The 24,628-nt window shown below is 60.9% G+C and carries 20 protein-coding genes and 1 pseudogene; 17 read left to right on the plus strand and 4 right to left on the minus strand.

What is annotated here, in order from left to right:
• Positions 1–28: 28 nt before the first annotated feature.
• Entirely contained in the window at positions 29–1,483 is a 1,455-nt protein-coding gene (locus PWJ82_RS01250; RefSeq protein WP_016442838.1) for an MFS transporter, read from the minus strand.
• A 207-nt stretch (positions 1,484–1,690) separates the two neighbouring features.
• Between PWJ82_RS01250 and aspS the strand changes: the two genes are divergently transcribed.
• Complete coding sequence (gene aspS, locus PWJ82_RS01255; protein ID WP_274734943.1) at positions 1,691–3,535, plus strand: aspartate--tRNA ligase; 1,845 nt, start codon at positions 1,691–1,693, stop codon at positions 3,533–3,535.
• 65 nt (positions 3,536–3,600) lie between these two features.
• Here aspS and PWJ82_RS01260 read toward each other — a convergent pair whose 3' ends face one another.
• Positions 3,601–4,149, minus strand: a complete 549-nt coding sequence (locus PWJ82_RS01260; protein WP_016442836.1) for a DUF421 domain-containing protein — start codon at positions 4,147–4,149, stop codon at positions 3,601–3,603.
• 7 nt (positions 4,150–4,156) lie between these two features.
• Complete coding sequence (locus tag PWJ82_RS01265; protein ID WP_274734946.1) at positions 4,157–6,784, minus strand: MMPL family transporter; 2,628 nt, start codon at positions 6,782–6,784, stop codon at positions 4,157–4,159.
• Positions 6,785–6,915: 131 nt separating this feature from the next.
• On the opposite strand from PWJ82_RS01265, the gene PWJ82_RS01270 reads away from it, so the two are divergent.
• The 10 genes from PWJ82_RS01270 to PWJ82_RS01315 all read left to right on the plus strand — a co-directional run bounded on the left by PWJ82_RS01270 (position 6,916) and on the right by PWJ82_RS01315 (position 17,692).
• Positions 6,916–8,259, plus strand: a complete 1,344-nt coding sequence (locus PWJ82_RS01270; protein WP_274734948.1) for a replication-associated recombination protein A — start codon at positions 6,916–6,918, stop codon at positions 8,257–8,259.
• Positions 8,260–8,370: 111 nt separating this feature from the next.
• Positions 8,371–8,991 carry a 30S ribosomal protein S4 gene (gene rpsD, locus PWJ82_RS01275; RefSeq protein WP_016442833.1) on the plus strand — a complete coding sequence of 207 codons (621 nt, stop codon included), beginning with the start codon at positions 8,371–8,373 and terminating at the stop codon, positions 8,989–8,991.
• A 236-nt stretch (positions 8,992–9,227) separates the two neighbouring features.
• Positions 9,228–11,909 carry an alanine--tRNA ligase gene (gene alaS / locus PWJ82_RS01280; protein WP_274734949.1) on the plus strand — a complete coding sequence of 894 codons (2,682 nt, stop codon included), beginning with the start codon at positions 9,228–9,230 and terminating at the stop codon, positions 11,907–11,909.
• Entirely contained in the window at positions 11,909–12,400 is a 492-nt protein-coding gene (gene ruvX, locus PWJ82_RS01285; RefSeq protein WP_016442831.1) for a Holliday junction resolvase RuvX, read from the plus strand. Before alaS ends, ruvX begins: the two co-directional genes overlap by 1 nt.
• Positions 12,393–13,739: an endolytic transglycosylase MltG gene (gene mltG / locus PWJ82_RS01290; protein WP_274734952.1), complete on the plus strand. Its 1,347-nt coding sequence runs from the start codon at positions 12,393–12,395 to the stop codon at positions 13,737–13,739. The genes ruvX and mltG overlap by 8 nt, the downstream gene beginning before the upstream one ends.
• Before the next feature lie 155 nt (positions 13,740–13,894).
• Positions 13,895–14,524 carry a prepilin peptidase gene (locus PWJ82_RS01295; RefSeq protein WP_274734953.1) on the plus strand — a complete coding sequence of 210 codons (630 nt, stop codon included), beginning with the start codon at positions 13,895–13,897 and terminating at the stop codon, positions 14,522–14,524.
• A gap of 132 nt (positions 14,525–14,656) precedes the next feature.
• Positions 14,657–15,868 carry a chorismate synthase gene (gene aroC, locus PWJ82_RS01300; RefSeq protein ID WP_274734954.1) on the plus strand — a complete coding sequence of 404 codons (1,212 nt, stop codon included), beginning with the start codon at positions 14,657–14,659 and terminating at the stop codon, positions 15,866–15,868.
• A complete protein-coding gene (locus PWJ82_RS01305) occupies positions 15,865–16,395 on the plus strand; it encodes a shikimate kinase (RefSeq protein ID WP_016442827.1) in 531 nt (176 codons plus the stop codon). Before aroC ends, PWJ82_RS01305 begins: the two co-directional genes overlap by 4 nt.
• 128 nt (positions 16,396–16,523) lie before the next feature.
• Positions 16,524–17,087, plus strand: coding sequence for an elongation factor P (gene efp / locus PWJ82_RS01310; protein ID WP_016442826.1), 564 nt, complete (start codon positions 16,524–16,526; stop codon positions 17,085–17,087).
• A complete protein-coding gene (locus PWJ82_RS01315) occupies positions 17,087–17,692 on the plus strand; it encodes a transcription antitermination protein NusB (RefSeq protein WP_274734956.1) in 606 nt (201 codons plus the stop codon). The genes efp and PWJ82_RS01315 overlap by 1 nt, the downstream gene beginning before the upstream one ends.
• 131 nt (positions 17,693–17,823) lie before the next feature.
• On the opposite strand, the gene PWJ82_RS01320 is transcribed toward PWJ82_RS01315, so the two are convergent.
• Entirely contained in the window at positions 17,824–18,201 is a 378-nt protein-coding gene (locus PWJ82_RS01320) for an RNA-binding S4 domain-containing protein (RefSeq protein WP_274734957.1), read from the minus strand.
• A gap of 239 nt (positions 18,202–18,440) precedes the next feature.
• Here PWJ82_RS01320 and mihF point away from each other — a divergent pair, with 239 nt between their 5' ends.
• The 6 genes and pseudogenes from mihF to PWJ82_RS01350 all read left to right on the plus strand — a co-directional run bounded on the left by mihF (position 18,441) and on the right by PWJ82_RS01350 (position 24,608).
• Positions 18,441–18,749, plus strand: a complete 309-nt coding sequence (mihF, locus tag PWJ82_RS01325) for an integration host factor, actinobacterial type (RefSeq protein ID WP_016442823.1) — start codon at positions 18,441–18,443, stop codon at positions 18,747–18,749.
• Positions 18,750–18,844: 95 nt separating this feature from the next.
• Positions 18,845–19,414 carry a guanylate kinase gene (gmk, locus tag PWJ82_RS01330; RefSeq protein WP_016442822.1) on the plus strand — a complete coding sequence of 190 codons (570 nt, stop codon included), beginning with the start codon at positions 18,845–18,847 and terminating at the stop codon, positions 19,412–19,414.
• Between the two features lie 66 nt (positions 19,415–19,480).
• Positions 19,481–19,729: pseudogene (gene rpoZ / locus PWJ82_RS01335) on the plus strand (DNA-directed RNA polymerase subunit omega); the annotation flags it as partial.
• Entirely contained in the window at positions 19,729–21,012 is a 1,284-nt protein-coding gene (gene coaBC, locus PWJ82_RS01340; RefSeq protein ID WP_274734960.1) for a bifunctional phosphopantothenoylcysteine decarboxylase/phosphopantothenate--cysteine ligase CoaBC, read from the plus strand. The pseudogene rpoZ and the gene coaBC, both read left to right, overlap by 1 nt.
• A 77-nt stretch (positions 21,013–21,089) precedes the next feature.
• On the plus strand, positions 21,090–22,289 hold the full coding sequence (gene metK / locus PWJ82_RS01345) for a methionine adenosyltransferase (RefSeq protein WP_016442819.1): 1,200 nt from the start codon (positions 21,090–21,092) through the stop codon (positions 22,287–22,289).
• A 99-nt stretch (positions 22,290–22,388) separates the two neighbouring features.
• Positions 22,389–24,608, plus strand: coding sequence for a hypothetical protein (locus PWJ82_RS01350; protein ID WP_274734961.1), 2,220 nt, complete (start codon positions 22,389–22,391; stop codon positions 24,606–24,608).
• The last annotated feature ends 20 nt before the right edge of the window (positions 24,609–24,628 follow it).

The following is a 24,628-nucleotide window of genomic DNA, read 5'->3' on the forward strand; positions in this document are numbered from 1 at the left end:
GGATATGCGCGGTGAGCTTGCCCTCTGTTCACGCGGCGCTGGGATCCTCGCTGAGCATATCCGAGCCGCTCAGTTGTTCTCCACCCGGGCCGACGCCGCTCAGGCGTTGCGATTCGGCAAGATTGGCCGCGGCCTCGCTGCCCGCGGGCGGCACAATGCGGCTGGCCACCACCGCACCTGCGATAGTCAGTGCAATGGATACCGCGATTCCAGCCATAAGCGCAATATCCTGCGGCGGGGTAAGAACCGAATAGATAATGCCAATAATCGCGGCGACGAGCGATGTTCCCATGGAGTCTGCGACCTGGAGCGCAGAGGAGGTGCGCCCTTGACCCGCCTGAGAGGTGCAGGCGAGTGCATGCACGCTCAGCGCTGGGAAAGCGAAACCGCAACCGATACCGGCAATGGCCCAGCCAATAATGACGAGACTTCCGGGAAGTGCGTGGTGCGAGCCGGCAAGCACCAAGGCAAGCCCGATGGCATCGGCAATCGAGCCCCATAGCGGCAGGCGTAGACGCAGCGCCGCGTTAGTAATACGCCCGGAGAAATACGAGCCCACCGCCCAGGTAATTGAACCAACCGATAAAATAAGACCGGCTTCCACCGGGCTCCACCCGTGCACATCCTGGAGCAGCAGCGGCAAAAACATCTCGATTGCCACGAATGTTCCCAGCAATACACGGGTGGTAATAGTGGCGGGAAGCCCGCGTTGCGCACGGAAAGTCCCGCGCGGGAAGAGCGGGCGAGCGCAGAAGAGCAAGCCAACTCCACACACCCCGATAATGGCGAAAGTGTGCGCATTATGCGAGGTTGCCCCGCTCATAATTTGCAGGCAGGCTACCAGGGCGCCGGTACCGAAAGCTGGAATGACCATGGTGCGAATATTCATCGGCTTCTTGACGCGATCAATATCCGGGATTTTGTTCATACCGATAAAGAAGAATGGCCCAATGAACAGGATAGTGGCCGGTACGAAACCGAAAATCCACCGCCAGGACATTGCCTCAACGATGATGCCGGCGAGCAGGGGGCCGAAAAGCGAGGGGAGGACCCAGGCAGCGGCGAAAGCGGTGAAGAATCCAGGGCGACGACGCGGCTGCACGCTATTGCCCACGATGGTGTAGAAGGGCACGATAATGAGGCCCCCGCCCAGGCCCTGGATGGCGCGCCCGGCCACGAAAATCTCCATGCTGGGGGAGACGGTACAGATCGTGAGCCCCAAGGTGAGAAGTACAACGCCGGTGTACAGGCAGGAATGTGGGCCTTTGGAATCGGACCATTCCCCGGCGAGTGCCGTTGTCATCAACTGGGCTGCAAGTACCACACCGAGCGCGAGAGCGTAAAGGTTCTGACCGTCGAAAGCACGCGCGACGGTAGGCATGGCCGTGGTGACCGCCATGCTCTCAAAAGCAACGAGCGAAATAAAGCCAACGGAAAAAATACGGAAAAGGCGTTCGCGCTCCGGAGATAGATACCTGCTCATTAGATCAATTACACCAGCGGGAGGGGGAAGAAAGGAAGAGGAGGAGCTCAAGAAAGGCGGTGGTGTGTGCCACCGTTAGGGTCTAAGCCTAACTTTTGCCCCGAGTGCGCCGCGGGTTCTACCATGGATCTGGTGCTTGCTCGTCTCGCAAGCATCTCAGAACGGCCCGTCTAGCCGTTTCCCACGATAAGAAAGAGTGACAAAAGCGTGTTACGTACTCGTTATGCAGGCTCGCTGCGAGCAAGTGATATTGACAGCGAAGTGACGCTGACCGGGTGGGTGGATCGCCGCCGTGACCACGGGGGTATCGCCTTCATTGATTTGCGCGATGCCTCGGGTATCGCACAGGTGACCGTCCGCGAAGAAATTGCGCACGAGTTGCGTAACGAATTTTGCATTAAGGTGACCGGGATTGTGCGTGAACGCCCGGAAGGCAATGCGAACGCGGCCCTGGCCACCGGTGAGATCGAGGTGGAGGCCACGGACGTTGAGGTCCTCAGCCCCGCCGAAGCCCTGCCCTTCCAGGTCTCTGATCACGCCGAAGGCTCCGGCAAGGTTTCCGAAGATATTCGCCTCAAGTACCGCTACCTGGATTTGCGTCGCTCCTACGAACAGAAGGCACTGCGGCTGCGCGCGAAGGTCAATCAAGCGGCCCGCCGGGTGCTGGACGGCCATGATTTCGTGGAGATTGAAACGCCGACCCTCACCCGTTCCACCCCGGAAGGCGCCCGCGATTTTATTGTTCCGGCGCGCCTCAACCCGGGAACCTGGTACGCCCTGCCGCAGTCCCCGCAGCTCTTTAAGCAGCTGCTCATGGTGGGCGGGATGGAACGCTACTACCAGATTGCCCGCTGCTACCGCGATGAGGATTTCCGCGCGGATCGGCAACCGGAGTTCACCCAGCTGGACGTGGAGATGAGCTTCGTTGATCAAGATGACGTTATCGCGGTCGCCGAAGAAGTGCTGCGTGAGATCTGGAAGCTCATTGGCTATGACCTGGCCACCCCGATTCCGCGGATGACTTTCAAGGACGCTATGGAAAAGTACGGTTCGGATAAGCCGGACCTACGCTTCGGGCTAGAACTTATTGACCTGACCGAGTACTTCAAGGACACTACTTTCCGGGTCTTCCAGAACCCCTATGTGGGCGCGGTGGTTATGCCCGGCGGGGCCTCCCAGCCGCGGCGCACCTTCGATAAGTGGCAGGAATGGGCCAAGGCTCGCGGTGCACACGGTCTGGCCTACGTCACCATCGCGGAGGATGGCACCCTGGGCGGTCCGGTGGCCAAGAATATTACCGATGCGGAACGTGCCGGCCTGGCCGAGGCGACCGGCGCCAAGCCCGGGGATTGCATTTTCTTCGCCGCGGGTGAGCCGACCTTCTCCCGTGAACTGCTGGGCGCGGCCCGCTTGGAAATTGGCCAGCGGGTGGGCCTTATCGATGAAGATGCCTGGGCTTTTGTGTGGGTGGTGGATGCCCCCATGTTCAAGCCGGCCTCGCAGGCCGCGGCGGAAGGCGATGTGGCCCTCGGTTCGCGCTGGACCGCGGTCCATCACGCTTTCACCGCTCCTAAGCCCGAGCACCTCGATACTTTCGATACCGATCCGGCCGGCGCGCTCACGAATGCTTACGATATCGTCTGCAATGGTAACGAGATCGGCGGCGGTTCCATCCGTATCCACCGTCGCGATATCCAGGAGCGTGTCTTCAAAGTCATGGGTATCGATAAGGAGGCCGCGGAGGAGAAATTCGGTTTCCTCCTCGAGGCTTTCAAATTCGGTGCGCCCCCGCACGGTGGGATTGCTTTCGGTTGGGATCGCATTGTGTCCCTGCTGGTCAAGGCCCCTTCGATCCGCGATGTTATCGCTTTCCCGAAGATCGGCAACGGTTGGGATCCCCTCACGGATGCTCCCGCGGAAATTACCGCGCAGCAGCGTAAGGAAGCCGGTGTGGATGCCACCCCGAAGGCTCGCTCTGGCGCGGTGGATGCCGCCACCGGGGCGCCCCTCGCGGAGGAGGCAGTAGCGGCCGGTGAGCCCAGTGCAAAGTAGCGGCCCGGCTGCCGCATAGCGGCGGTCGCGAGCCTAGCGGTATAGCGGGAAGACGCCGAGCGTGCTCAGATGCGCTCGGCGTCTTTCACACCCGCGAGCAGGCGTGGATCAAGCGTGGCAGCCGGCCCGGTGAGCACCGATAGCTGCCCATTGGGTTCAAGGATGACAGCTGCGACGTCGTCCACACACGCAACGCCGCGCAAGCGCAAAGCCATCATGATTTCTTCCGTGGTGGTCGAGTGCCGCCGCGCGGCGGGTGTGAGTTCCCCGCGCGCCCAGATAACGACGGGCCGCGCGTGCACCCAGGCTTCCCCGCGGTGCGAGAGCGCGATAAAACGCAGTAGCGCTTGCATGAAGAACAGGGTGAGAAGGGCGACGACGCCGCCGGCCAGGGTGGGAGTATGTCCGAGTGTCACGCGCCCCGCGATCGCCCCAATAACGACGACGGCCGCCATATCCGAGGTGGAAAGCCGGCTCACCACGTTTTGCCCCAGGGCCCGCAAAATCACCACGAGGAAAAGGTAGATAAGGCAGGTGGCTACTGCGATAGCGCCAGCCTGTAACCAGGTGATGCCCAGGAGTTCAGCTAGATTCAGGTGATTGATTTCAGACATGCCTCCATTATGACGCGGCGTGCCGGCCGCGTGGCATCGGCGTTACGGTGCTCGCGTGTGCGGGGGTATTGGGGGTATCGGTGCTTAGCGACGTGGAACCCGTGAGAAGGGCCTTCGGCTCATCATCCGTGGCGGTTGCCGGCTCGTGGTGTTCGAGGGTGCGATGCCCGCCTTCGGACACCCCAAAACGCTGGTAAATACGCGATAGCCAGCGTGGCGCCCACCAATTCCACTTGCCCAGCACCGTCATGGTGGCCGGGACCAGGAGGATACGGCTGAGGCTAGTATCCGCGATGACGGTGATGGCCAGCAGTACACCCACTTCCTTAATGGCGAGCATCTGCCCGAAGCAGAAGCCCACGAAGACCGCCACGATAATCGCGGCCGCGGAGGTAATAATCCGCCCGGAGCGCTGCAAGCCCAGCGAAACCGCCCGATCATTCGATTCCCCGGAATCCCAGTATTCCTTCATGCGGGCCACCAAGAACACTTCGTAATCCATGGAAAGTCCGAATCCGAAGGCCAGGCCGCAAGCCACTACCACCGCCGTAAGTCCATTCGTTTCCGGTAGACCCAGCAGGCCGTTATCGAAGAGGAAAGCGGTGAGCCCGAGGGAGGCCACCAGGGAGAGCGAATTAATAATGATGGCCTTGAGGGGGATGAGTACCGAACCTGTCATGAGGAAGAGCAAAATCAGTACGGCGAGCAGCACCACCGCGAAGGCAATGGGTGCACCTTCGCGCAGCACCTCATTGAAATCAATCTGGATGGCGGCGCTGCCACCCACCAGAATCTCTGTATTTGCGGCGCTTGCCGCATGCGTGCGGATATCACGAACGGTGTTGCTGGCCTGGGCGGAGGTAGGATCCCCACCGCTCACAAATACCCCGAGGTTATGCCAGCCGTTATCCATTTTCGTGGATTCCCCGACCTTGGATACCGCAGGCAGCCCGGCGATCCACTCGGATTGCTCGCGCAGCGCGGCATCATCACCCTTGACAAGGACAGTAATGGCCGGCTGGCTCAAATCCGGGTAGTCACGTTTCAGTATCTCCTGAGTGGTACCCGGTGAGGAGCTCACCGGAATATATTCACTGGTATCCGTGCGTAATGTGGTGTCCTTAATAGGAATAATCATGACCACGAGGATGGCCGTGACCACAGTCATAATGACCCACGGGCGACGCTGCACCCAGCCGGCGATACGGGAGAATACCCCGTGATCGGTATGGGTATCACCCACCGCGCGCATAAGGTGCCCCAATCCGGGAATCTTCGCGAGCGCGGAGGGCTGGGCCAGCCGTGGCCCGGCAATGCGTAATAGCGCCGGTACCAAACTCACCGCGGAAATAACCGCGAGCAGCACGACGACGAAACCGCCCATGGCTATCACCCGAATAATGCGGGAATTGAAGGCCAGCAGCCCGGCAATGGCGAAAGCAATGGTGACGGCGGAGAAGATGACGGTGCGCCCGGCGGTGCGAACCGTGGTGGCCAGCGCTCCTTCCATAATGGTGGCCAGTTCCTTTTTCTCCGGGCGGGCACCCGGTCCGTAGCGCTTTTCGATACCGCGGGTGATTTCTTCGCGGTAGCGGGAGACTACCAGCAGGCCGTAATCAATGGAGAGTGCCAAACCGATAATGGATACCACGTTGAGCACGAAGGAATCCACATCCGCCATGAAAGTGAGGAGCCAAATACCACCCAGGGTAATAATGATGGCCACAATAGCCCCGGCCAGCGGCATGAGGGCGGTGAGGACACCGCCGAAGACCAGCACCATGAGGATGAGGGCAACCGGGAGACCAATGGCTTCCCCGCGCACCAGATCGTGACGGGCCACATCGTTAATGGCGGTCATTGCCGCGTTCGCGGAGGTGGCATCCACCTGGACAGAGTTCGTGGCCGCGAAAGCATGGAGAGCCTTCTCAACATCGGCTTCGGTGGCCTCGGTATTCGCCTTCGAGGTGAAGGTGATGACGAGGGCGAAGCCGTCCGCGGCACGCAAACCGGCTGTTTCCTCGCGTGCCTGGGTGCGTGCGGTGCTCATGCCTTCTTCACGGGCGGAGGTGACGATTTCTTCCTCGCTGGGTTGGCCCGCCTGGGCCGCTGCGGCCGCGGCGCTCGCCTCCTGGGTGGCACGGGCCTGAGCTGCTTCGCGGGGCATTCCGGCGCGCATAAGCTGCGCGGTGGCGGCCTCAATCTGGGCGGTGAGTTGCTGCTGGGCCGCCGCGGCGGCCTTCTGGTATTCAGCGCGCGCCTGCTCCTCAGCCTTGGCTGCGCCTTCCGCTTCGGCTTCTCGCACGAGGGAGGGGGAACTCAGAGCGCTGGAAACGCCGGGTATTTTCGCGATCTCCTCACTGAGATCAGCGACAGCAGAGGTCAGCTCCTGCGGATTCACAGCTCCGTGGATGACGGCCACCATGCGGTAATCACCCTGGGAATCGGTGAGTTCCAGGACGCGGGCGGATTCGGTGCCGGTGGTGAGGCCCTGGGTGGAGGACATACGGGAGAACAGGCCTCCCTGGCCGAAACCTGACAGTGCGGCGAAACCGGCAACAACGGCGCACAATATCCAGGTGATGATGACTCTCCACGGGTGGCGAATAGAGGCACGCGCTAACAACTCTGTCATGTCTCTATTATCGCTCATTTTCCCGAAAAATAGCGGTTTTTAAGCCATTTTTGAACGCTTGACCTGGATCTTTTGCGGTGACTTCAGTAGTCGGAGCATGAGCCTAGGTGCAGAGCTCGTAGACTGGGAGGGTGGATCTCTTTGAAAGTAGCCAGGTTGATGCTCGCGGGGTGCCCGATTCTGATACCGGCCCGCTGGCGGTGCGGATGCGCCCGCGCACGGCCGCCGAGGTGGTCGGTCAGGATGAGGTGCTCGCCCGCGGCGCACCCTTGCGCCGCCTCATTGACGCGGAGGCCGGGTCTGCGCCGTCGTCCGTATTTTTATGGGGCCCGCCCGGGGTGGGGAAAACAACCCTCGCGTACCTTATTGCCCGGTCAGGCCACCGTGATTTTATTGAGCTATCGGCGGTGAGCGCCGGGGTGAAAGACGTGCGTGCCGCGGTGGATAGCGCCCGGCGCAAACTGGTGAGCAGCGGTACCGAGACCGTGCTTTTTATTGATGAGGTGCATCGCTTCTCGAAAACACAGCAGGATGCGCTGCTGCCGGCGGTGGAAAATGGGTGGGTGATCCTGGTGGCCGCGACCACCGAAAATCCCGCTTTTTCCGTAGTGGCACCGCTGCTCTCGCGCTCGCTTCTCGTCACGCTACGAGGTTTGAACGACGACGATATCCGCGCCATCATCAACCGGGCCCTCACCAGTGAGCGCGGGCTGGGCGGGGCATATACCCTGGACGAAGATGCGGAATATAACCTGGTGCGCCTGGCCGGGGCGGACGGGCGGCGTAGTCTCACCCTCCTGGAAGCCGCGGTGGACGGGGCGCGCGCCCGCGGGGAACACCGGGTGAGTGTGGAAGATGTTGCCCGGGCGGCCGACGGCGCTACCGTACGTTACGACCGTGACGGTGATGAGCACTACCAGGTGATTTCCGCCTTTATTAAATCGATCCGCGGCTCGGATGTGGATGCGGCGATGCATTACCTGGCGCGCATGTTGGAAGCGGGGGAGGATCCGCGGTTCATCGCGCGCCGCCTCATGATTTCCGCGGCTGAAGATGTGGGGATGGCCGATCCGTCCGCGCTGCAAACCGCCACCGCGGCGGCCCAGGCCGTGGCTCTGGTGGGCATGCCTGAAGCGCGGATTATCCTCGCGGAAGCCGTGGTCCACCTGGCCACCGCCCCAAAATCAAACCGGGCCTACCGCGCCATTAATGCCGCTATTGCCGATGTGCGGGCTGGGAAAAGCGCCCCGGTACCCCTCGCGCTGCGCAATGCCTCTTTCAAAGGCGCAGCTGAACAGGGCTACGGGGAGGGATACCGTTACGCCCACGACTATGAGGAAGGTATCGCTCCCATGCAATTTATGCCGGAGGGCTTGGAAGGTACTCGCTATTACGAACCCACCACCCGCGGCTACGAGGCCAATATCACTCCGAGGCTGGCACATAACCGCGAGGTGCTCGGCCGGGAGAACTGATACACTAGTTCGGTTGCTTTGCGAGAAGTAACACCTGGGGTCTTAGCCGATTGTGTTGGCCCCGAACCGGCGCCGCCCGGCGCTGGAACGTACATCTACAGGAGATTATCAATGGCAGGAAATCGTTCTCGTAAGGCCGTGCGTCAGTCGCGTGCCCTGGGCATCGCCCTCACCCCGAAGGCGGAGCGCTATATGCAGCGCCGCCCCTACCGTCCCGGTGAGCACGGCCGTGGCCGCACCAAGGATTCCGACTACTCGGTTCGTCTCAAGGAAAAGCAGCGGCTGCGCGCCCAGTACGGCATCCGCGAAGCGCAGATGCGCCGCGTATGGGAAGAAGCGCGCCGCCAGGATGGTCTGGCCGGTGAAAACCTCGTGGAGCTGCTGGAAATGCGCCTGGATGCCCTGGTGCTGCGCGCCGGCTTCGCGCGTACCATCGCGCAGGCTCGTCAGGTTGTGGGCCACTCCCACGTTATGGTGGACGGCAAGATCGTCAACCTCCCGTCCTATCGCGTGACTCCGGGTCAGGTGGTGCAGGTCAAGCCGAAGTCGCAGGCTTCCCCGCAGTTCCTCGTGGCTGCGCAGGGTGCGCACCGCGATGTGCTCCCCGCGGTTCCCGAATATCTCGATGTTGATCTGGAGAAGCTGAAGTTCACTCTGGTGCGCCGCCCGCGCCGCGTGGAAGTTCCGGTCCAGGCTGACGTCCAGATGATCGTCGAATACTACTCCCGCTAAAGATGTGGGACTTGAGGAAGGGTGCACCCGGAAAGGTGTGCCCTTCCTTTATTTCATAGCTTTTAGCTATGTGAAAGCGATGCTCGCCGCTGCTTGTCGCGCCCACGCAGGTAGCTGCGGCGTCGTCGTAAAAAATAAGCCACTCCCGCCCGCGCCTCGAAAATACCGGGCGGGAGAGCCTGTACCATAGGTGCGTGGTCGGAACGGCCACATAAGCCATAAGGAGACAAATACGTATGCGCACCGCTGAGATTCGCCGGCGCTGGCTGGATTACTTCGCGAAGCACGACCATCATATTGAGCCGTCCGTGCCCCTCGTGTCGCCCGATCCCTCCATTTTGTTCACGATTGCCGGCATGGTTCCCTTCATTCCTTATATCGTGGGAACGCAGCGAGCTCCGTGGCCGAGGGTAGCCTCGGTACAGAAGTGCATCCGTACCAATGACATCGATAACGTTGGTAAAACCACGCGGCACGGTACGTTCTTCCAGATGTGCGGCAATTTCTCCTTCGGGGACTACTTCAAAGAAGGCGCTATCGACCTGGCCTTCGGGCTGCTGTGCGCGCCGCTGGAAGAAGGCGGCTACGGCCTGGACATCGAGCGCATGTGGGTGACCATCTGGGAAGAAGATGAGGTCTCTTTCGCTAAGCTCGTTGAGGTGGGCGTCAATCCGGCCCATATCGTCAAGCTGACCCGGGAAGAAATTTTCTGGTCCACGGGCCAGCCTGGACCGGCCGGTCCCTGCGCGGAAATTCATTACGACCGCGGCCCCGAATACGGCCCGGACGCCGTGGGCGGGACCGTGGACCCGGGCGGGGACCGCTACCTGGAAGTGTGGAACCTCGTTTTCGACCAGTACCGGCGCGGGGAAGGCTCCGGAAGCGACTACCCGCTGCTCGGGGAACTGGACCAAACCGCTATCGATACCGGCGCGGGCCTGGAGCGTATCGCCTTCCTGCTCCAGGGTAAAAATAATATGTACGAAACCGATGAGGTTTGGCCGGTTATTGCCCGCACCCAGGAACTCACCGGGCGTACCTACGGCGCGAATGAAGAAGATGACGTTCGCATGCGCGTGATCGCCGACCACGTGCGCTCGGCCATGATGCTTATTAACGACGGCGTGCGCCCGGGTAATGACGGACGCGGCTACGTGCTGCGCCGGCTCATGCGGCGCGCCATCCGTTCGGTCCGTTTGCTCGGGGTGGATGCCGCGGTCCTCGGTGACCTGGTGGAAACCTCGAAGAACGCCATGAAGGAGTCCTACCCCGATCTGGAGGAAAACTTCGGGCAGATTCACCAGGTGGCGGTGGAAGAAGAAGCTGCCTTCCGGCGTACCCTGGCCACCGGCGAACAGATTTTCGCGGCGGCCGTGGATTCGGCAAAGAGCACGCCGCATACCGGCAAGGTGATTATTCCCGGCTCAGCAGCTTTCACGCTGCACGACACCTACGGATTCCCCATCGACCTCACCTTGGAAATGGCGGCCGAAAAGGGCGTGGCTGTGGACGAAAAGGGCTTCCGGGCCCTCATGACCGAGCAGCGTGAACGCGCGCGGGCAGATGCGCAGGCGAAGAAGACCGGGCATGTGGACGCGCATGTCTACCACGAGATTCTCGATGCGCAGGGCGGGCCCACCTCCTTCCTCGGCTACTTCGAAAAGGCTGCGGAAGCACGCGTGGTGGGCATCCTTGAAAACGGGGTGCCGGTACCCGCGGTCACGGCGCCTTCCGATGCCGATGTTATTTTGGACAAGACACCCTTCTACGCCGAAATGGGCGGGCAGCTGGCCGATCACGGTACCATTAGCGTCGCCGGGGGCGGTATGTTCGACGTCGTTGACGTCCAGGCGCCCGTCAAGGGATTGCATGTGCATCGCGGTTCGCTTACCGAAGGGACCATCGCGGTGGGTGACATCGTCCACGCGCAAATCGATACCTTACGTCGCCACCGGATCGCTCAGGCGCATACCGCAACCCATATGATCCACAAGGTGCTCCACGAATTTATCGGGGAGCAGGCTACCCAGGCCGGTTCCGAGGATGCTCCCTCGCGGCTGCGTTTTGATTTCCGGCACGGTTCGCAAATTCCGGTGGACGTGATGACGCAGATCGAGGCGCGTGCCAATGAACGCCTCCAGGACAACCTGGAAGTCACGTGGGCGGAATACCCGATTGAAGAAGCCAAGAAACTCGGGGCGCAAATGCTCTTCGGAGAGAAATACGGCGATATCGTGCGGGTGGTGTCCATTGATGATGCCTGGTCGCGGGAATTCTGCGCCGGCACCCACGTGGCCAATACCGGTGAAATCGGGATGATTACCGTGTTGGGTGAATCCTCCATCGGTTCCGGGGTGCGCCGAATTGACGCGCTGGTGGGTGAAAGCGCCTACGCGCAGGGGGCACGTGAACGCGCCCTGGTTTCCCAGCTCACAGCGATGATGGGGGTGCGCCCGGAGGAACTTCCCGAGCGTATTGACACCATGCTCGGCAAGCTGAAAGCGGCTGAAAAGCAAATCGCGGCGCTGCGTCAAAAAGATATTGTGGGGCAGGTGGACACGGTTATTTCCCAGGGTGTGCACCTGGGTAGCCGCACCCTCTATCGCGCCCATCTTGGCGTGGTAGACAGCGCGGATGACTTGCGGGTACTCGCGACGGAGATCCGCGGGCGGTTGGCCCCCTCCGAGGATTTCATCGTCATTATTACCGGGATTAGCAATGAGCGGCCCCTCATCGTGGTGGCGGCTTCCGAAGCGGCGCGCAGTGCCGGGATAAAGGCCGGAGCGTTGGTTTCCCGCGCGGCCAAGATCCTGGGCGGGGGCGGCGGCGGTAAGCCGGATCTCGCGCAGGGCGGTGGTTCGGATGTGACCAAGCTGGATGATGCCCTCGCGGTTCTGGAAGCGGAGCTGCGCGGCTAATGCGGCGAGGCGTGCGGATCGGAGTGGACGTAGGACGGGCGCGTACCGGCGTGGCCAGTTGCGATAGTGACGGCATCCTCGCCACTCCGGTCGCCACGCTCCCGGCGAACGGCACGGATGTAAGTGAAGTTGCTCGCGAGGTGCGCGAGCGCGGCGCCATGGAAGTCATCGTGGGGCTGCCGCGCAATATGGACGGGAGCGAAGGGGCCTCCGCACGGTATTCGCGCAGGTGGGCGCGGCGTTTAGCCCGGCGTATCGCTCCGGTTCCGGTGCGCTTATTCGACGAGCGGCTCTCCACGGTGGCCGCCCATGCTCAATTGCATCAGGCCGGGCGCAGCTCGCGGAGCCACCGTGCCGTTGTTGACCAGGTTGCGGCGACCGTTATTCTTAATAATGCGTTGGAAGCAGAGAGGCTCACCGGCGCACCGGCCGGCGAACTTGTGGCGGCACAGACCGAAGCGCAAAGCGAAGCGAAAGGCGATAATGAGTGACGTTTTTGACCGCTTGAGTGCGGATGACGCCGACATCCCGCGCCGTCGCCAATCGGGTGCGCGGCGCAGCTCTCACGGAGGTGGCTCCCAGCGCGGCACTGCGCCGCGAGGCGGGGCACGCGGAAATCATCCCTACGGACGCGGCTCGCAGGGGCGCGGAAGTTCCGGGCGGGTACCGGCGGGGCGTGGTCCATCGGGGCGAAATTCAGAAGGCCGCAATGCTGCGGAGGCGAGGCGTCGGGCTGCTGCGCGGCGTACTGAGCGTGCCCGCTTGCGCCGACGTAAGCGCATCACCACCGGAATTATTACTGTTTTGCTTGTCACCGCGCTCACCGCTGCGGCTGTTATTTTCTTCCCGCGCCTGCTGCACAGCTCTGATACCGTGCGTGACTACAGCGGAGAAGGAACCGGCCAGGTGGTGGTGCGGATTCCAGAAGGGGCTACCGGGCGCCAGATCGCCGCGGTACTCGCCGAGAAAAATATCGTGGCCACCGAAGGCGCATTTATTGACGTATTTTCCCGGGATCCGCGCTCGACGGGCATCCAGGCTGGGGCTTATACCCTGCGTGAACAGATGTCGGCATCGGCCGCGCTTTCCGCGCTACTGGACCCGGCCAATGCCGCCACGATTAAAGTGACGATTCCCGAAGGATTTACCAAATGGCAGGTGCGTGACCGGCTCGGTAACCTCATGGATATTGATGTCGGAGTGGTCGAAGATGCGATGAACGACGCCGCTGCCATCGGCCTACCCGCGGAAGCCGGCGGGAACGTGGAAGGTTGGCTGGCGCCAGCCACCTATGATTTTGATCCGAATACCACGGTGACCGAGGCACTCCAGCAGATGGTAGAAGTTCAGGTGGGGCGCCTGGAAGCCAGCGGTGCGGAACGGAGTCGGTGGCAGGCAGTGCTCACTACTGCGTCCATCGTGGAACGCGAAGGGCATCCGGCAGATTACCCGAAAATTGCCCGTGTCATTGAGAACCGACTCGGGGATAATGCCCCGGAAGTAGCGGGGCGCCTTCAGATGGATTCCACCGTGCTCTACGGGGTTGGCAAATCCGGCGGGGTACCCACCCGGGCTGAATTGGATGCGGAGAATCCCTATAACACCTACCGGGTGAAGGGCCTACCGCCCACCGCTATCGGGGCACCCGGTGTGGAAGCCATTGAGGCGGCGGTTAATCCGGCCGAAGGTAATTGGCTCTATTTCACCACGGTCAATCTGGAAACCGGAGAAACGAAATTCACGGCCGATTACGAGGAACAGATGCGTTTCCAGGCCGAGTTCCGCGAATGGTACGCCGCACACCCGGACGGAGAGAAAAAGGACCACTAGCGTAGCCGCATATAGGTACGACGGCGCAGTGACACTCTGGCACATATCGATGTGTCGGTGCCAGATTTTATCCCCAGGCTGCCCAAAGTGCTGTGCTATCCACAGGGCGCAGGCTGGGGCTGGTTGAGGTGCCGGGGAATCCGTAACCTGGGCGCATGCCCTTCTTTTCCCGCGAGCGCATTCTGCGCGGCACCCTCAGCCCACCGGTAGCGGTGTTGCTCATGCTGGGTCTGAGCCTGTCCTGGACGGGCTTGGGATGGTCGCGTTCGGTAGGTGCGCTTGGCGGTGGGAAACAGGTTATTGAAGCGGGTGCGGCTAGCTCTGCCGGCGCGTACCTGGGCGCCGGAGCGTTCCTGAGTACCGGTGTGCTTGCGCTTCTTTGCGAGGCCGTGTGCGGGGCGTGCCTGGCACTTGCCGCGGTGGTGGACGCGCGGGTGCAGCTCCTTCCCGATCCGTTGCTGGCCGCGGCCGGGGGAGTGGCACTCACGGGAATAGCGCTGCGCGGGCAGTGGGAGAATATCGGTATCGGAGCCGTGGCCGGCCTGGGCGGCTATGTGACGCATCGCCTCGCGCAGCTCGGGTGGGGTGATGTCAAAATGCTTATCGTGCTGGGATGGTGGACGGGCTCACAGCTCGGTCTGGTCTTGCTTCTCAGTGTTGCGGGCGCGGGTATTTTCGCCGCGGTACGGGTGTTGAGCGCCCGGCTCACCCTGGCCGATGCGGTACCGCTCGGGCCCTGGCTCATGGGCGGTGGCGCCCTCGCGTGGCTGGCCGGGCTAGGATAGGGAGGCGCCCGTCTCCTCGGCACCTCCGGGTCATAGCGGGCGAACTGGAACCCGTCACCGCTGTAGTATCAGCACGGGTGGCCGAGATCGGTAACGGGAACTATGTACATAAGGGAACGGGGAAGGACGCGGATGATTCGGTGGTCAACAGCGGGGGAATCCCACGGAGCAGCCCTCGTGGCGCTTATTGAGGGAATCCCAGCGGGCTTGAGCCTGAGTTCAGATACCATTCGGGATCACTTGGCCCGCCGCCGGCTCGGCTATGGGCGCGGTGCTCGCCAGAAATTCGAACAGGACAAACTCCACGTTCTCACCGGATTGCGGCACGGAGCCACACTTGGGTCGCCGATCGCGCTCGTCATTGAGAATTCGGAATGGCCCAAATGGGAAGCGGTTATGTCCGTTGATCCGGTTCCACCTGAAGCCCTGCTGCGCAATGCCGGGCGGGGAGATAGCCAAGAACTTGCCCGGAATAAACGCCTCACCGCGCCCCGGCCCGGACATGCTGATCTCACCGGCATGAACAAATATGACCACAACGATGCTCGAAACGTCCTTGAACGCGCTTCGGCTCGGGAAACTGCGGCCCGGGTGGCCCTGGGTGCTATTGCCCGCGAGTACGCGAACCAAAGCGCCGGAATCACTATCCTTTCCCGCGTGGTGGCGCTCGGTAGCGTGAGTGATACCTCAGGGATTGTTCCTGGGCCAGCCGATGCTGCAGCTCTTGATATCTCGCCGGTGCGCTGTCTGGATGAGGATACTGCGCGGGCCATGATGGAGGAAGGTGATCGGGCGAAGAAAGCGGGGGACACCCTGGGCGGCGTCGTCGAAGTTCTCGCCTATGGCGTGCCGCAGGGACTGGGTAGTTACGCAACACCTTACGGGCGACTCGACGCGGAACTGGCCCGGGCCATGATGTCGATTCAAGCGGTTAAAGGCGTGGAAATCGGAGATGGATTCGCTACCGCAGGCCGGCTCGGCAGCCAGGCCCATGATGAGATCGTGCGCACAGCAGAAGGCGTGCGGCGCCTGACCAATCGTGCGGGTGGAATCGAAGGCGGCATGTCCAATGGTGAAACGATTCGGGTACGGGTCGCTTTCAAACCTATTTCCACCGTCCCGCGGGCCCTGCGCACCATCGATACTGAAACCGGGGAAGCCACTACCGCGCTGCACCAGCGCAGCGATGCAAGTGCTGTGGTTCCCGGGGCGGTCATCTGCGAAGCGATGATGGCGCTGGTTCTCGCGGAAGCAATCCAGGATAAATTCGGAGGCGACACCCTAGGCGATACCCAGGCGGCGGTGCGCGCCTACCTGGATCGCATCCCGGAGGAACGCCGATGAGCGTGCGGGCAGTCTTGGTCGGGATGCCTGGAGTGGGCAAATCGACCGTGGGAAAGCTGCTGGCCAAAGATCTTCAACTTCCCTTTGCAGATTCGGATGCGCTTATCGTCAGCGAAACGGGGCAGAGCATCCCGGAGATTTTCCAGACGGTGGGAGAAGAAGGATTCCGCAGGCTAGAAGCCGATATTATCGCGCGTACCCTCGCGAATTTTGACGGTGTGCTCTCCCTGGGAGGAGGCGCTATTTTGAGCGGTGCCACCCGGCAAGCACTCCGGGGCTATCCCGTGGTCCTGATCGAAGCACGTATGGATATTCTGGTGCGGCGTATCACCGGCTCGCGCACTCGCCGCCCGCTCCTCGAGGATAATCCTGCGGCGCGGCTACGCGAACTCGACCGGGAACGCACTCCGCTCTACCGCGACGTGGCAAGCGTGACGGTAACTTCCGACGGGGGTTCGCCGCACCGGGTAGTGCGCCGGATTCGCGCGGCCTTGGATGTGTGCAGTGAGGCCGCGAAGGAAAAGTAGCGCGAGGCACTCGAGATAAGAGCGACATCAACCGGTGGAAGTGCAGCAACGGCCGAAAATATGGCCGCGTCGCAAAGATGAAACTCCCCGTGTAAACTTGGGGAGGACTATTTGTGAAAGGATACCTTGTGGCAACAACCAATGATTTGAAGAATGGCATGGTCCTGGTATTCGACAACCAGCTGTGGCAGGTTGTTGAGTTCCAGCACGTCAAGCCGGGCAAGGGCCCCGCTTTCGTGCGGACCAAGCTGAAGAATGTCCTCTCCGGTAAGACCGTAGATCGCACCCTCAACGCGGGCATTAAGGTCGAAACCGCCACCGTGGACCGCCGCGATATGCAGTACCTCTATCATGACGGCACCGATTTCATCTTCATGGATGAGGATACCTACGAACAGGTTCCGGTTACTGCTGAGGTCATGGGTAATCTGGCGAACTTCCTGCTGGAGAACCAGAAGGCCATCGTTGCTTTCCACGAAGGTAATGTACTGTTCGTGGAACTCCCCGCATCGGTGATTCTCGAAGTGACGGAAACCGAACCGGGTCTGCAGGGTGACCGTTCTAATGCCGGCACCAAGCCGGCTACGGTGCAGACCGGGTACGAACTCCAGGTGCCGCTCTTCCTCAATATTGGGGACAAGATTAAGGTTGATACGCGCACCGGTGAATACATTTCCCGGGCGAATGACTAATGGCTAAACAGAAGAAACGCCGGTCCACAGGCCGTTCCACTCAGCGTCATCGCGCCTTGGATGTGCTTTTCGAAGCTGATGAAAAAAACATCACCTCGGAAACGGGTATCCTCGAGCTGCTTGCCGAGCGTCAGCGTATCTCTACCGCTCAGGTTCCCATCGGGGAATTTGGTTCGCAGATCGTGACAGCGTACGCGCAGCAAATGTCGCAGGTGGATACCCTCATTGAGGCTTCCTCGGAGGACTGGTCACTCGAACGCATGAACGCGGTGGATCGCAGCGCTTTGCGCGGCGCGGTTGCCGAACTCATGTACCTGGGGACCTTCCGCGGCGCCGTTATTGTGGAATGGACGAACCTCGTGCGTGAATTCTCCACGGATCGCTCGGTCGGTTTTGTGATGGGCGTGCTCAACAAGGCTGCCGATATTCGCGAACGCGAGGAAAGCGGGAACGCACCTATTCTTCAGAACGACGCCGCCGCTAGCGCGGTAGAAGCTGGCGAAAAAAGCGACTCTTCGGAATCCGATGAGGCCGGCCTGATCGCCGCTATCCGCACCGGTCAGCTGGATGACCCCGAAGCCGCGCGGGTCAGCACCGAAGAATAAGAGTTTCCCGGTCCACCAGTAACTCATGGCGAGTTTCCGTGAATTGACATCACGGAAACTCGCCATTTTTGTGCTTGATATACGGCTTGTGCTGTTAAACGATGGCGGTGAACCCCTGAACTCCCGGAAGCTTACCGGCGGCCATAATTGGAATTGCGGCCGAACAATCGGTCGAGTTCGCGCCGTTCTTTCTTGGTGGGCCGGCCGCTGCCAGGATCGCGCCGCATAACAGGTAGATAAATTTTTTCTCGCACCGGGGTAAGATCCTCGTAATTCTCCCGAGCTAGCGGAGCGCTCGTCCGCTTGGTAATAATCCCGGTAACTTTAAGAATCCGATCAAAACCTTCCACCCGGTAGCGCACCACATCACCAACATGGACCTTCGCGGCGGGCTTGGCCGGTTCATCGTTGATGCGCACGTGGCCCGCCTTGCATTCAGACGTGGCCAGCGAACGGGTTTTGCACTGGCGCACACTCCAGAGCCATACGTCAATCCGGGCTGTTTCCATGGCTGTAGCCTACCCGGAAGCCGCTGCCCGCCGCGAACTTCGTCACAAGCCGCGGCGCTGACCTGCCGCGATGGTTTTATAAAAAAACAAGGGCGTGGCTCCTTATATTATTTAGGACTATTTCGCTCTACGCTACTAACAAGACGAGGAAGTTTCGTAGCGTCAGCGTCGCCGTGACTGATGTTGACGGAATTGTTATGAGCACCAGGGTATATCTGATGCGCTAGAAAGGGGACACTGTGGAGGTACCACCACTTACTCCGGAGCAGCGTCTCGCCGCTTTGGATAAGGCCGCCGAAACACGGCGGCGCCGCGCGGAACTATTGCAGCAACTGAAATCAGGGCAGCTGCACCTTTCGGAGGTTTTGGCTCAGCGCGATGATCCGGTCATTGCACGCACCCGTGCCAGCGTGTTGCTGCGGGCACTTCCCGGTATCGGTGAAGCCAAGGCCGCGCGGGCCATGGCCGATATTGGGATTGCTCCTTCCCGGCGCGTGCGCGGATTGGGCGTACATCAAACCGCGGCCCTCATCGCGCTTTTCGGTTAAAGCCTTGGTCGGGTCTGGAGTCACCTACTCCTGCCGGCCGCTGAGGGTTTTCGTGACCGAAATTTGCGTCGTATTGCTATGGCACAATAAATGTCATGACATCTGAGGATCATCGCCGTATTTGCGTGCTTGCCGGCCCTTCCGGGGTAGGAAAGGGAACCGTAGTTGCGCAGCTGCTCGCGCAGGAACCGCGTATTTGGCTCTCTATTTCTGCCACCACGCGCGCGCCTCGCCCGGGGGAACGTGAAGGGGAATCCTACTTCTTTGTGGATGATGAGCACTTCGATCACCTCGTGGAAAGTGGGGAGATGCTCGAATGGGCTATCGTTCACGGGAAGCACCGTTACGGGACCCCGCGGCAACCCGTGCTGGATGCATACGCAGCCGGAAAAATTCCACTTCTTGAAATTGATCTGGCAGGGGCGCGCCAAGTTCGCCAGTCGCTGCCCGAAGCCTTCCAGATTTTCCTAGCACCGCCGTCGTTCCAGGAACTTGAGGCGCGGTTGCGCGGCCGCGGTACCGAAACCGAGGAGGCCATTGAACGCCGCCTGGAAACCGCTCGTGGCGAATTAGCTGCGCAGGGGGAGTTTGATGCCGTCGTCGTTAATGACACCGTGGCACGTGCCACCGGTGAAATTCTCGACCTTATTGCCCCGAAGCGTTAGAATAAAAGGCCGAAGCTTCACGGTGGTGCCCATGTGCGGTACCGCGTTTATCCAGAAGGGAACTACATGTTCGGAACTGTTCCGGAACCCGAAGGCATTACCAATCCGCCTATTGACGATCTTCTCGCGAAGATTGACTCGAAGTACGCACTGTGCGTGCTTGCAGCGGATCGTGCGCGTCAGATCAACTCCTACAAGCAGGAAATGGCGCGCGGGGACGGCAATATCGAGCATTACGGTGCGCTTGTCTCGGCGGAACCGGAAGAAAAGCCCCTGTCCATCGCGCTGCGCGAAATCGCCGAGGACAAGCTCGAATGGCAGCTGGACGAAAAGTAGAGCACGCACCGCGCGTCGTTATCGGCGTAACCGGAGGTATCGCCGCCTATAAGGCGGCCCACCTCGTCCGGCTCTTCGTGAAAGCCGGTGCGGATGTGCACGTTATTCCCACCCCGGCCGCCATGGAGATGGTTGGGGCCACCACGTGGGAAGCTCTGACACACCATCCTGTTCTTGTTCGGACCAGTGAACATGCTGATGAAGTCGCGCATGTTCGGCTCGGAAAAGAAGCCGACCTGGTTGTGGTCGCTCCGGCAACTGCGAATACGATTGCGAAGGCCCGGGCGGGAATAGCTGATAACCTTCTTCTCAATACTCTGCTGGTGGCCCAATGCCCGGTGGTGATGGCACCCGCGATGCATACCCAAATGTGGGAGCATCCGGCTACTCAAGAAAATATTGCGGTGCTGCAGGATCGCGGGGTACATATTATTCCGCCTGCTAGCGGGCAACTCACCGGAGCGGATTCCGGTCCGGGCCGACTGCCGGAACCGGAAGAGATTTTTGTACAATCCTGGGAGATGCTCACCGGCGCGCACCCGAAAGTAGGTGCGGCGCCGGGCAGTGCGGAACAGGCCTCGCTGTGCGGGCGGCATATCCTCGTTACCGCGGGCGGTACCCACGAAGCCCTTGACCCGGTGCGTTTTATCGGCAACCGTTCTTCGGGGCGTTTTGGTCTGGAAATCGCTCGGGCTTTGCTCGAGCGCGGGGCACGGGTGACGGTACTGGCGGCCCATGTAGCCCGTGATATTACCGCACTTGCTCGGGGTGCTGAGATTGTTCCGGTTAGTTCGGCTCGTGATCTTCACGAAGCCGTTCTCGCGCGGGTGAAGAATGTGGACGGCGTGGTCATGAGCGCAGCGGTTGCTGATTTTCGCCCGGCCGAACCCGCTGCAAGTAAACAGAAAAAAGACGGCAGCGGCAAACGCGTCGTCGAACTGGTAGAAAATCCGGATATTTTGGCTGATATTTCCCACCGGCGCCGCCGCCCGGGGCAGCTCATCGTGGGTTTCGCGGCGGAAACCGGGGACGCAGGCGGAAGCGTCTTAGATTACGGACGGGAAAAAGCGCGGCGTAAAGGCGCTGATTTACTTGTGATCAATCGAGTTGGGGAGAAAACAGGATTTGGTGAGGTGCCCACTGAGATCACTGTGGTCACCCCGGCCGGTGAGATCGTTGCGAGCGGCGCGGGCAGCAAAGCTCAGATGGCTGTTCTCATCGCGGGTCTTATAGCCGATCATTTCACCACCGAGCACGTATAGAATAAGGCTTGCCTTACCTGGCAGGCGTTGGTGACTAATAGTGACTAAGTAGTTTCAATTTATAGCGAGGGGATACGATGCATTACCGGCAACCGTTCACGTCCGAATCGGTCACGGAAGGACACCCCGACAAGGTGTGTGACCTCATCTCTGACTCCATCCTTGACGCGCTGCTTGCGTCGGATGAGAATTCGCGCGTTGCCGTGGAGACGATGGTGACGACGGGGTTGGTGCACGTGGCCGGTGAAGTGACCACGGATGCTTACGCGGATATCGCTCATATTATCCGCAATGTTGTGACCGGGATCGGGTACAACTCCTCGCAGGTAGGCTTTGACGGAAACTCCTGCGGCGTAACGATCTCCATCGATGAACAAAGTCCGGATATTGCCGCCGGTGTTAATACCTCGCTGGAACGGCGGGAAAGCAGCGAGGCCGAATACGATCATTTCGACCTGCAGGGAGCCGGAGATCAGGGTCTCATGTTCGGTTATGCCTGCAATGAGACTAAAACGCTCATGCCCGCGCCCATTCTGCTTGCCCACCGCTTCGCCGAACGTCTCGCGCTGGTGCGCCGTGAAGGTGTCGTTCCTGGATTGCGCCCCGATGGTAAAACTCAGGTCACTATCGACTACGAAGGTGCGCGGCCCGTGGCCCTCAATACCGTGGTGATCTCCAGCCAGCACGACGAAAATGTGCAACGCGACTGGCTGACGGAAACGCTGCGTGACCACGTGGTGACGCCCGTTCTCGAAGAAGAAAATATCGATATCGATACCGATAAATTCGCGCTTCTCGTTAATCCCTCCGGGCGTTTCGTGGTGGGCGGACCGATGGGTGACGCCGGTGTAACCGGGCGGAAGATCATCGTGGATACCTACGGTGGAATGGCCCGCCACGGCGGTGGGGCTTTCTCCGGAAAAGATGCCTCCAAGGTGGATCGCAGCGCGGCCTACGCGGCGCGTTGGGCAGCCAAGAATGTGGTTGCGGCCGGGCTGGCTACCAGGTGCGAACTCCAGCTGGCTTACGCTATTGGTCGGGCGCATCCGGTTTCTGTGCGTCTGGATACTTTCGGGACGGAAACAGAAGAACTCGGACGTATTGAAAACGCGGTTCAGAAGGTCTTCGATTTCCGCCCCGCGGCGATCATTGATTCCCTGCAACTCAAACGCCCCATTTTCGCGAAAACGGCTTCCTACGGTCACTTCGGCCGAGAACTTCCCGAATTCACCTGGGAAAAAACGGACCGAGTCGAAGAACTCCTCCGCGCTATCTAGGGATAACTGAGCTAGGACTAAGTGAGGTATCTAAGATATCTAGCGCCCGAAGTTTCGCGGCGAATTTTTCTGTCGTAGGGCCGGGATATCCTAGGTTGCATGGAGAGCACACTCTTTGATTTCGATGCCCTCCCTCTCATGGGGGAGCAAGGCGCACTGCTTGAGGCGCGCCCGGCACGCACCCGCGTGCGCTCCAAGGTAGCAAATCCCGTGGCGCATGTTCATGTGCTCCATTCCCAACCCCATATGGACCGGGTATTTGACTACCTTATCCCTGAAAAATTCGCGGATAGTGCCCGGGTGGGAACCCGGGTGATGGTAGATCTCGGTGCGCAGCGGGTGGGCGGATTTATCGTTGCCCGGGATGCTATCACGGAAGGCAGCGGGCGGCTGCGCCCCCTGTACCGGGTAGTCTCGGAATATCCCGTTTTGACCTCATCGGTGTACTCGGTTGCCCGTACCCTTGCCGATAAATACGCCGGAACAGTCGCTGATATTTTGCGGGCTGCCATCCCAGAACGGCACGCGCGCGCCGCAAAAGAATTCTTGGCCGATGCCCAAGAGGCTATTCCTTTGGCCAGCCCGCGCCCTGCTCCTGAACCGGGACCCTGGGAAGCCTATCGGGGCGGGCCGGAATTCCTTGCGGCACTCGGGGCCGGGAAAGCCGTGCGGGCCTGCATGGCTGCGCTACCCGGGCCCGCCGGCGGAGTGGAGGTCCTGGTTCGGGCCGTGCAAGCAGTGCGGCACGCCGGGCGCAGTGTCCTGCTGGTTGTTCCCACCACCCGTGCCGCCCGAGCGCTGCAGGCTACCCTCGCCACCCGGGTGGGGGAAACGCCCACGCTCATGGTCTCTGAAGAATCCCATGAAAAACGCTACCGTGCTTTTTTGAGCGTGATCTCAGGGCAATCACGTATCGTAGTGGGCACCCGCGGGGCCGCTTGGGCACCGCTCATTGACCTGGGACTGGCCATCATCATGGATGATGCCGCCTCCACCTTGCGGGATATCCGCGCGCCCTATCTGGCCGCGCGTGATGTGCTACTGGAACGGGCTCGGCGGGAAAATGCTGCGTTCCTCGCTTTCTCACCCTATGTGAGTGAAGAATGCGCGCAATTACTATCCGAACACCGCATCAGTTTGCTGGATGGTACCGCGGCCGCGCGCCGGGCCGCGCTTCCGAATATTTCTGGTCCTCACCAGTGGCCCGCGGGAGAAGCGGATCATTTACGCCTGCCCCAGCCCGCGTTCCCGATTCTGCGGCGGGCTCTGGAGGATGGCCCGGTTCTCATTCTGGTGCCGCGTAGCGGGTACATCCCGGCGCTGTGCTGTGCTTATTGCGGGGAGCGCGCCCTATGCACTATCTGCGGAGGGAACTTGGTCCAGAGTACTCCGCATGATCCTCTGCAATGTCAACGTTGCGGGGTGCGGGTGCACCCGTGGCGCTGCCGGCACTGCCAGAACGGGAAACTGCGGGCTATCCGGATTGGTTCAGCGCGCACCGCGGAAGAAATCGGGCGGGCTTTCCCCTGGGTGGGCATTATTCTCTCCGGAGCACACTCCCCGGAGGGAATTATTGGGCGAGTATCCCAGCGCCCACGGATCGTGGTGGCAACACCGGGGGCAGAACCGGAGGCTGAAGGAGGATTCGCTGCCGCATTGGTGCTGGATGCACGCTACCTCCTCGGGGAAGGCTTAGGGGCTGAAACACGTTTTATTCGGGTGCTGGCTCGGGTTGCGGCGCGGGTGCGCTGCGCGGCAGAAGGCGGCCATATGTTGGTAGCCGGGGGAGCACCCCCCGAACTCCTCAACCGGATCGCCCGGTGGGAATTGGGTGAATATGCCGCTGAGCTGCTCGAACAACGGGCCGAACTGGATTTGCCTCCCACCGCCACCTGGGTGGGAATCACCGGGGCTAGTGGGGATGTGCGTACCTACCTTGCCATGCTGCGCGCCGCGCTCAACCGCGGGGAAGCCGCGATGCGGGCACAAGGAGTGCGAGGTGCACAGGGTACGCACGGCGAACAAGATGCGCATCTCTTCACCCAGTTTTCGCCCGATTTAGGGTCCAAGGGATGGCAACAGGAGAGCGGGAAAGAAACAGAAGCTGATTTGCTTACCGGGGGAGCCTTCGAACTGGCTTCCGGAATCGTGCTACTTGGCCCGGTGCCGGGCGCGCGGCCGGGCGAAATAACCGTTTATGGCCGGGCAGAGCTCTCCCGAGGAATCACCCTCACTAGGCAGGCACGAAAAACTTACGGCGCCTACTCCGCCCAGCGCCTGGGTGGTTCACTGCGCTTACAGGTCAACCCGCCCCTGTAACCAGGCGATATCGGATAGGC

The sequence above is a fragment of the Actinotignum schaalii genome, from assembly GCF_028864145.1.
GTDB classification, from domain to species: domain Bacteria; phylum Actinomycetota; class Actinomycetes; order Actinomycetales; family Actinomycetaceae; genus Actinotignum; species Actinotignum schaalii_B.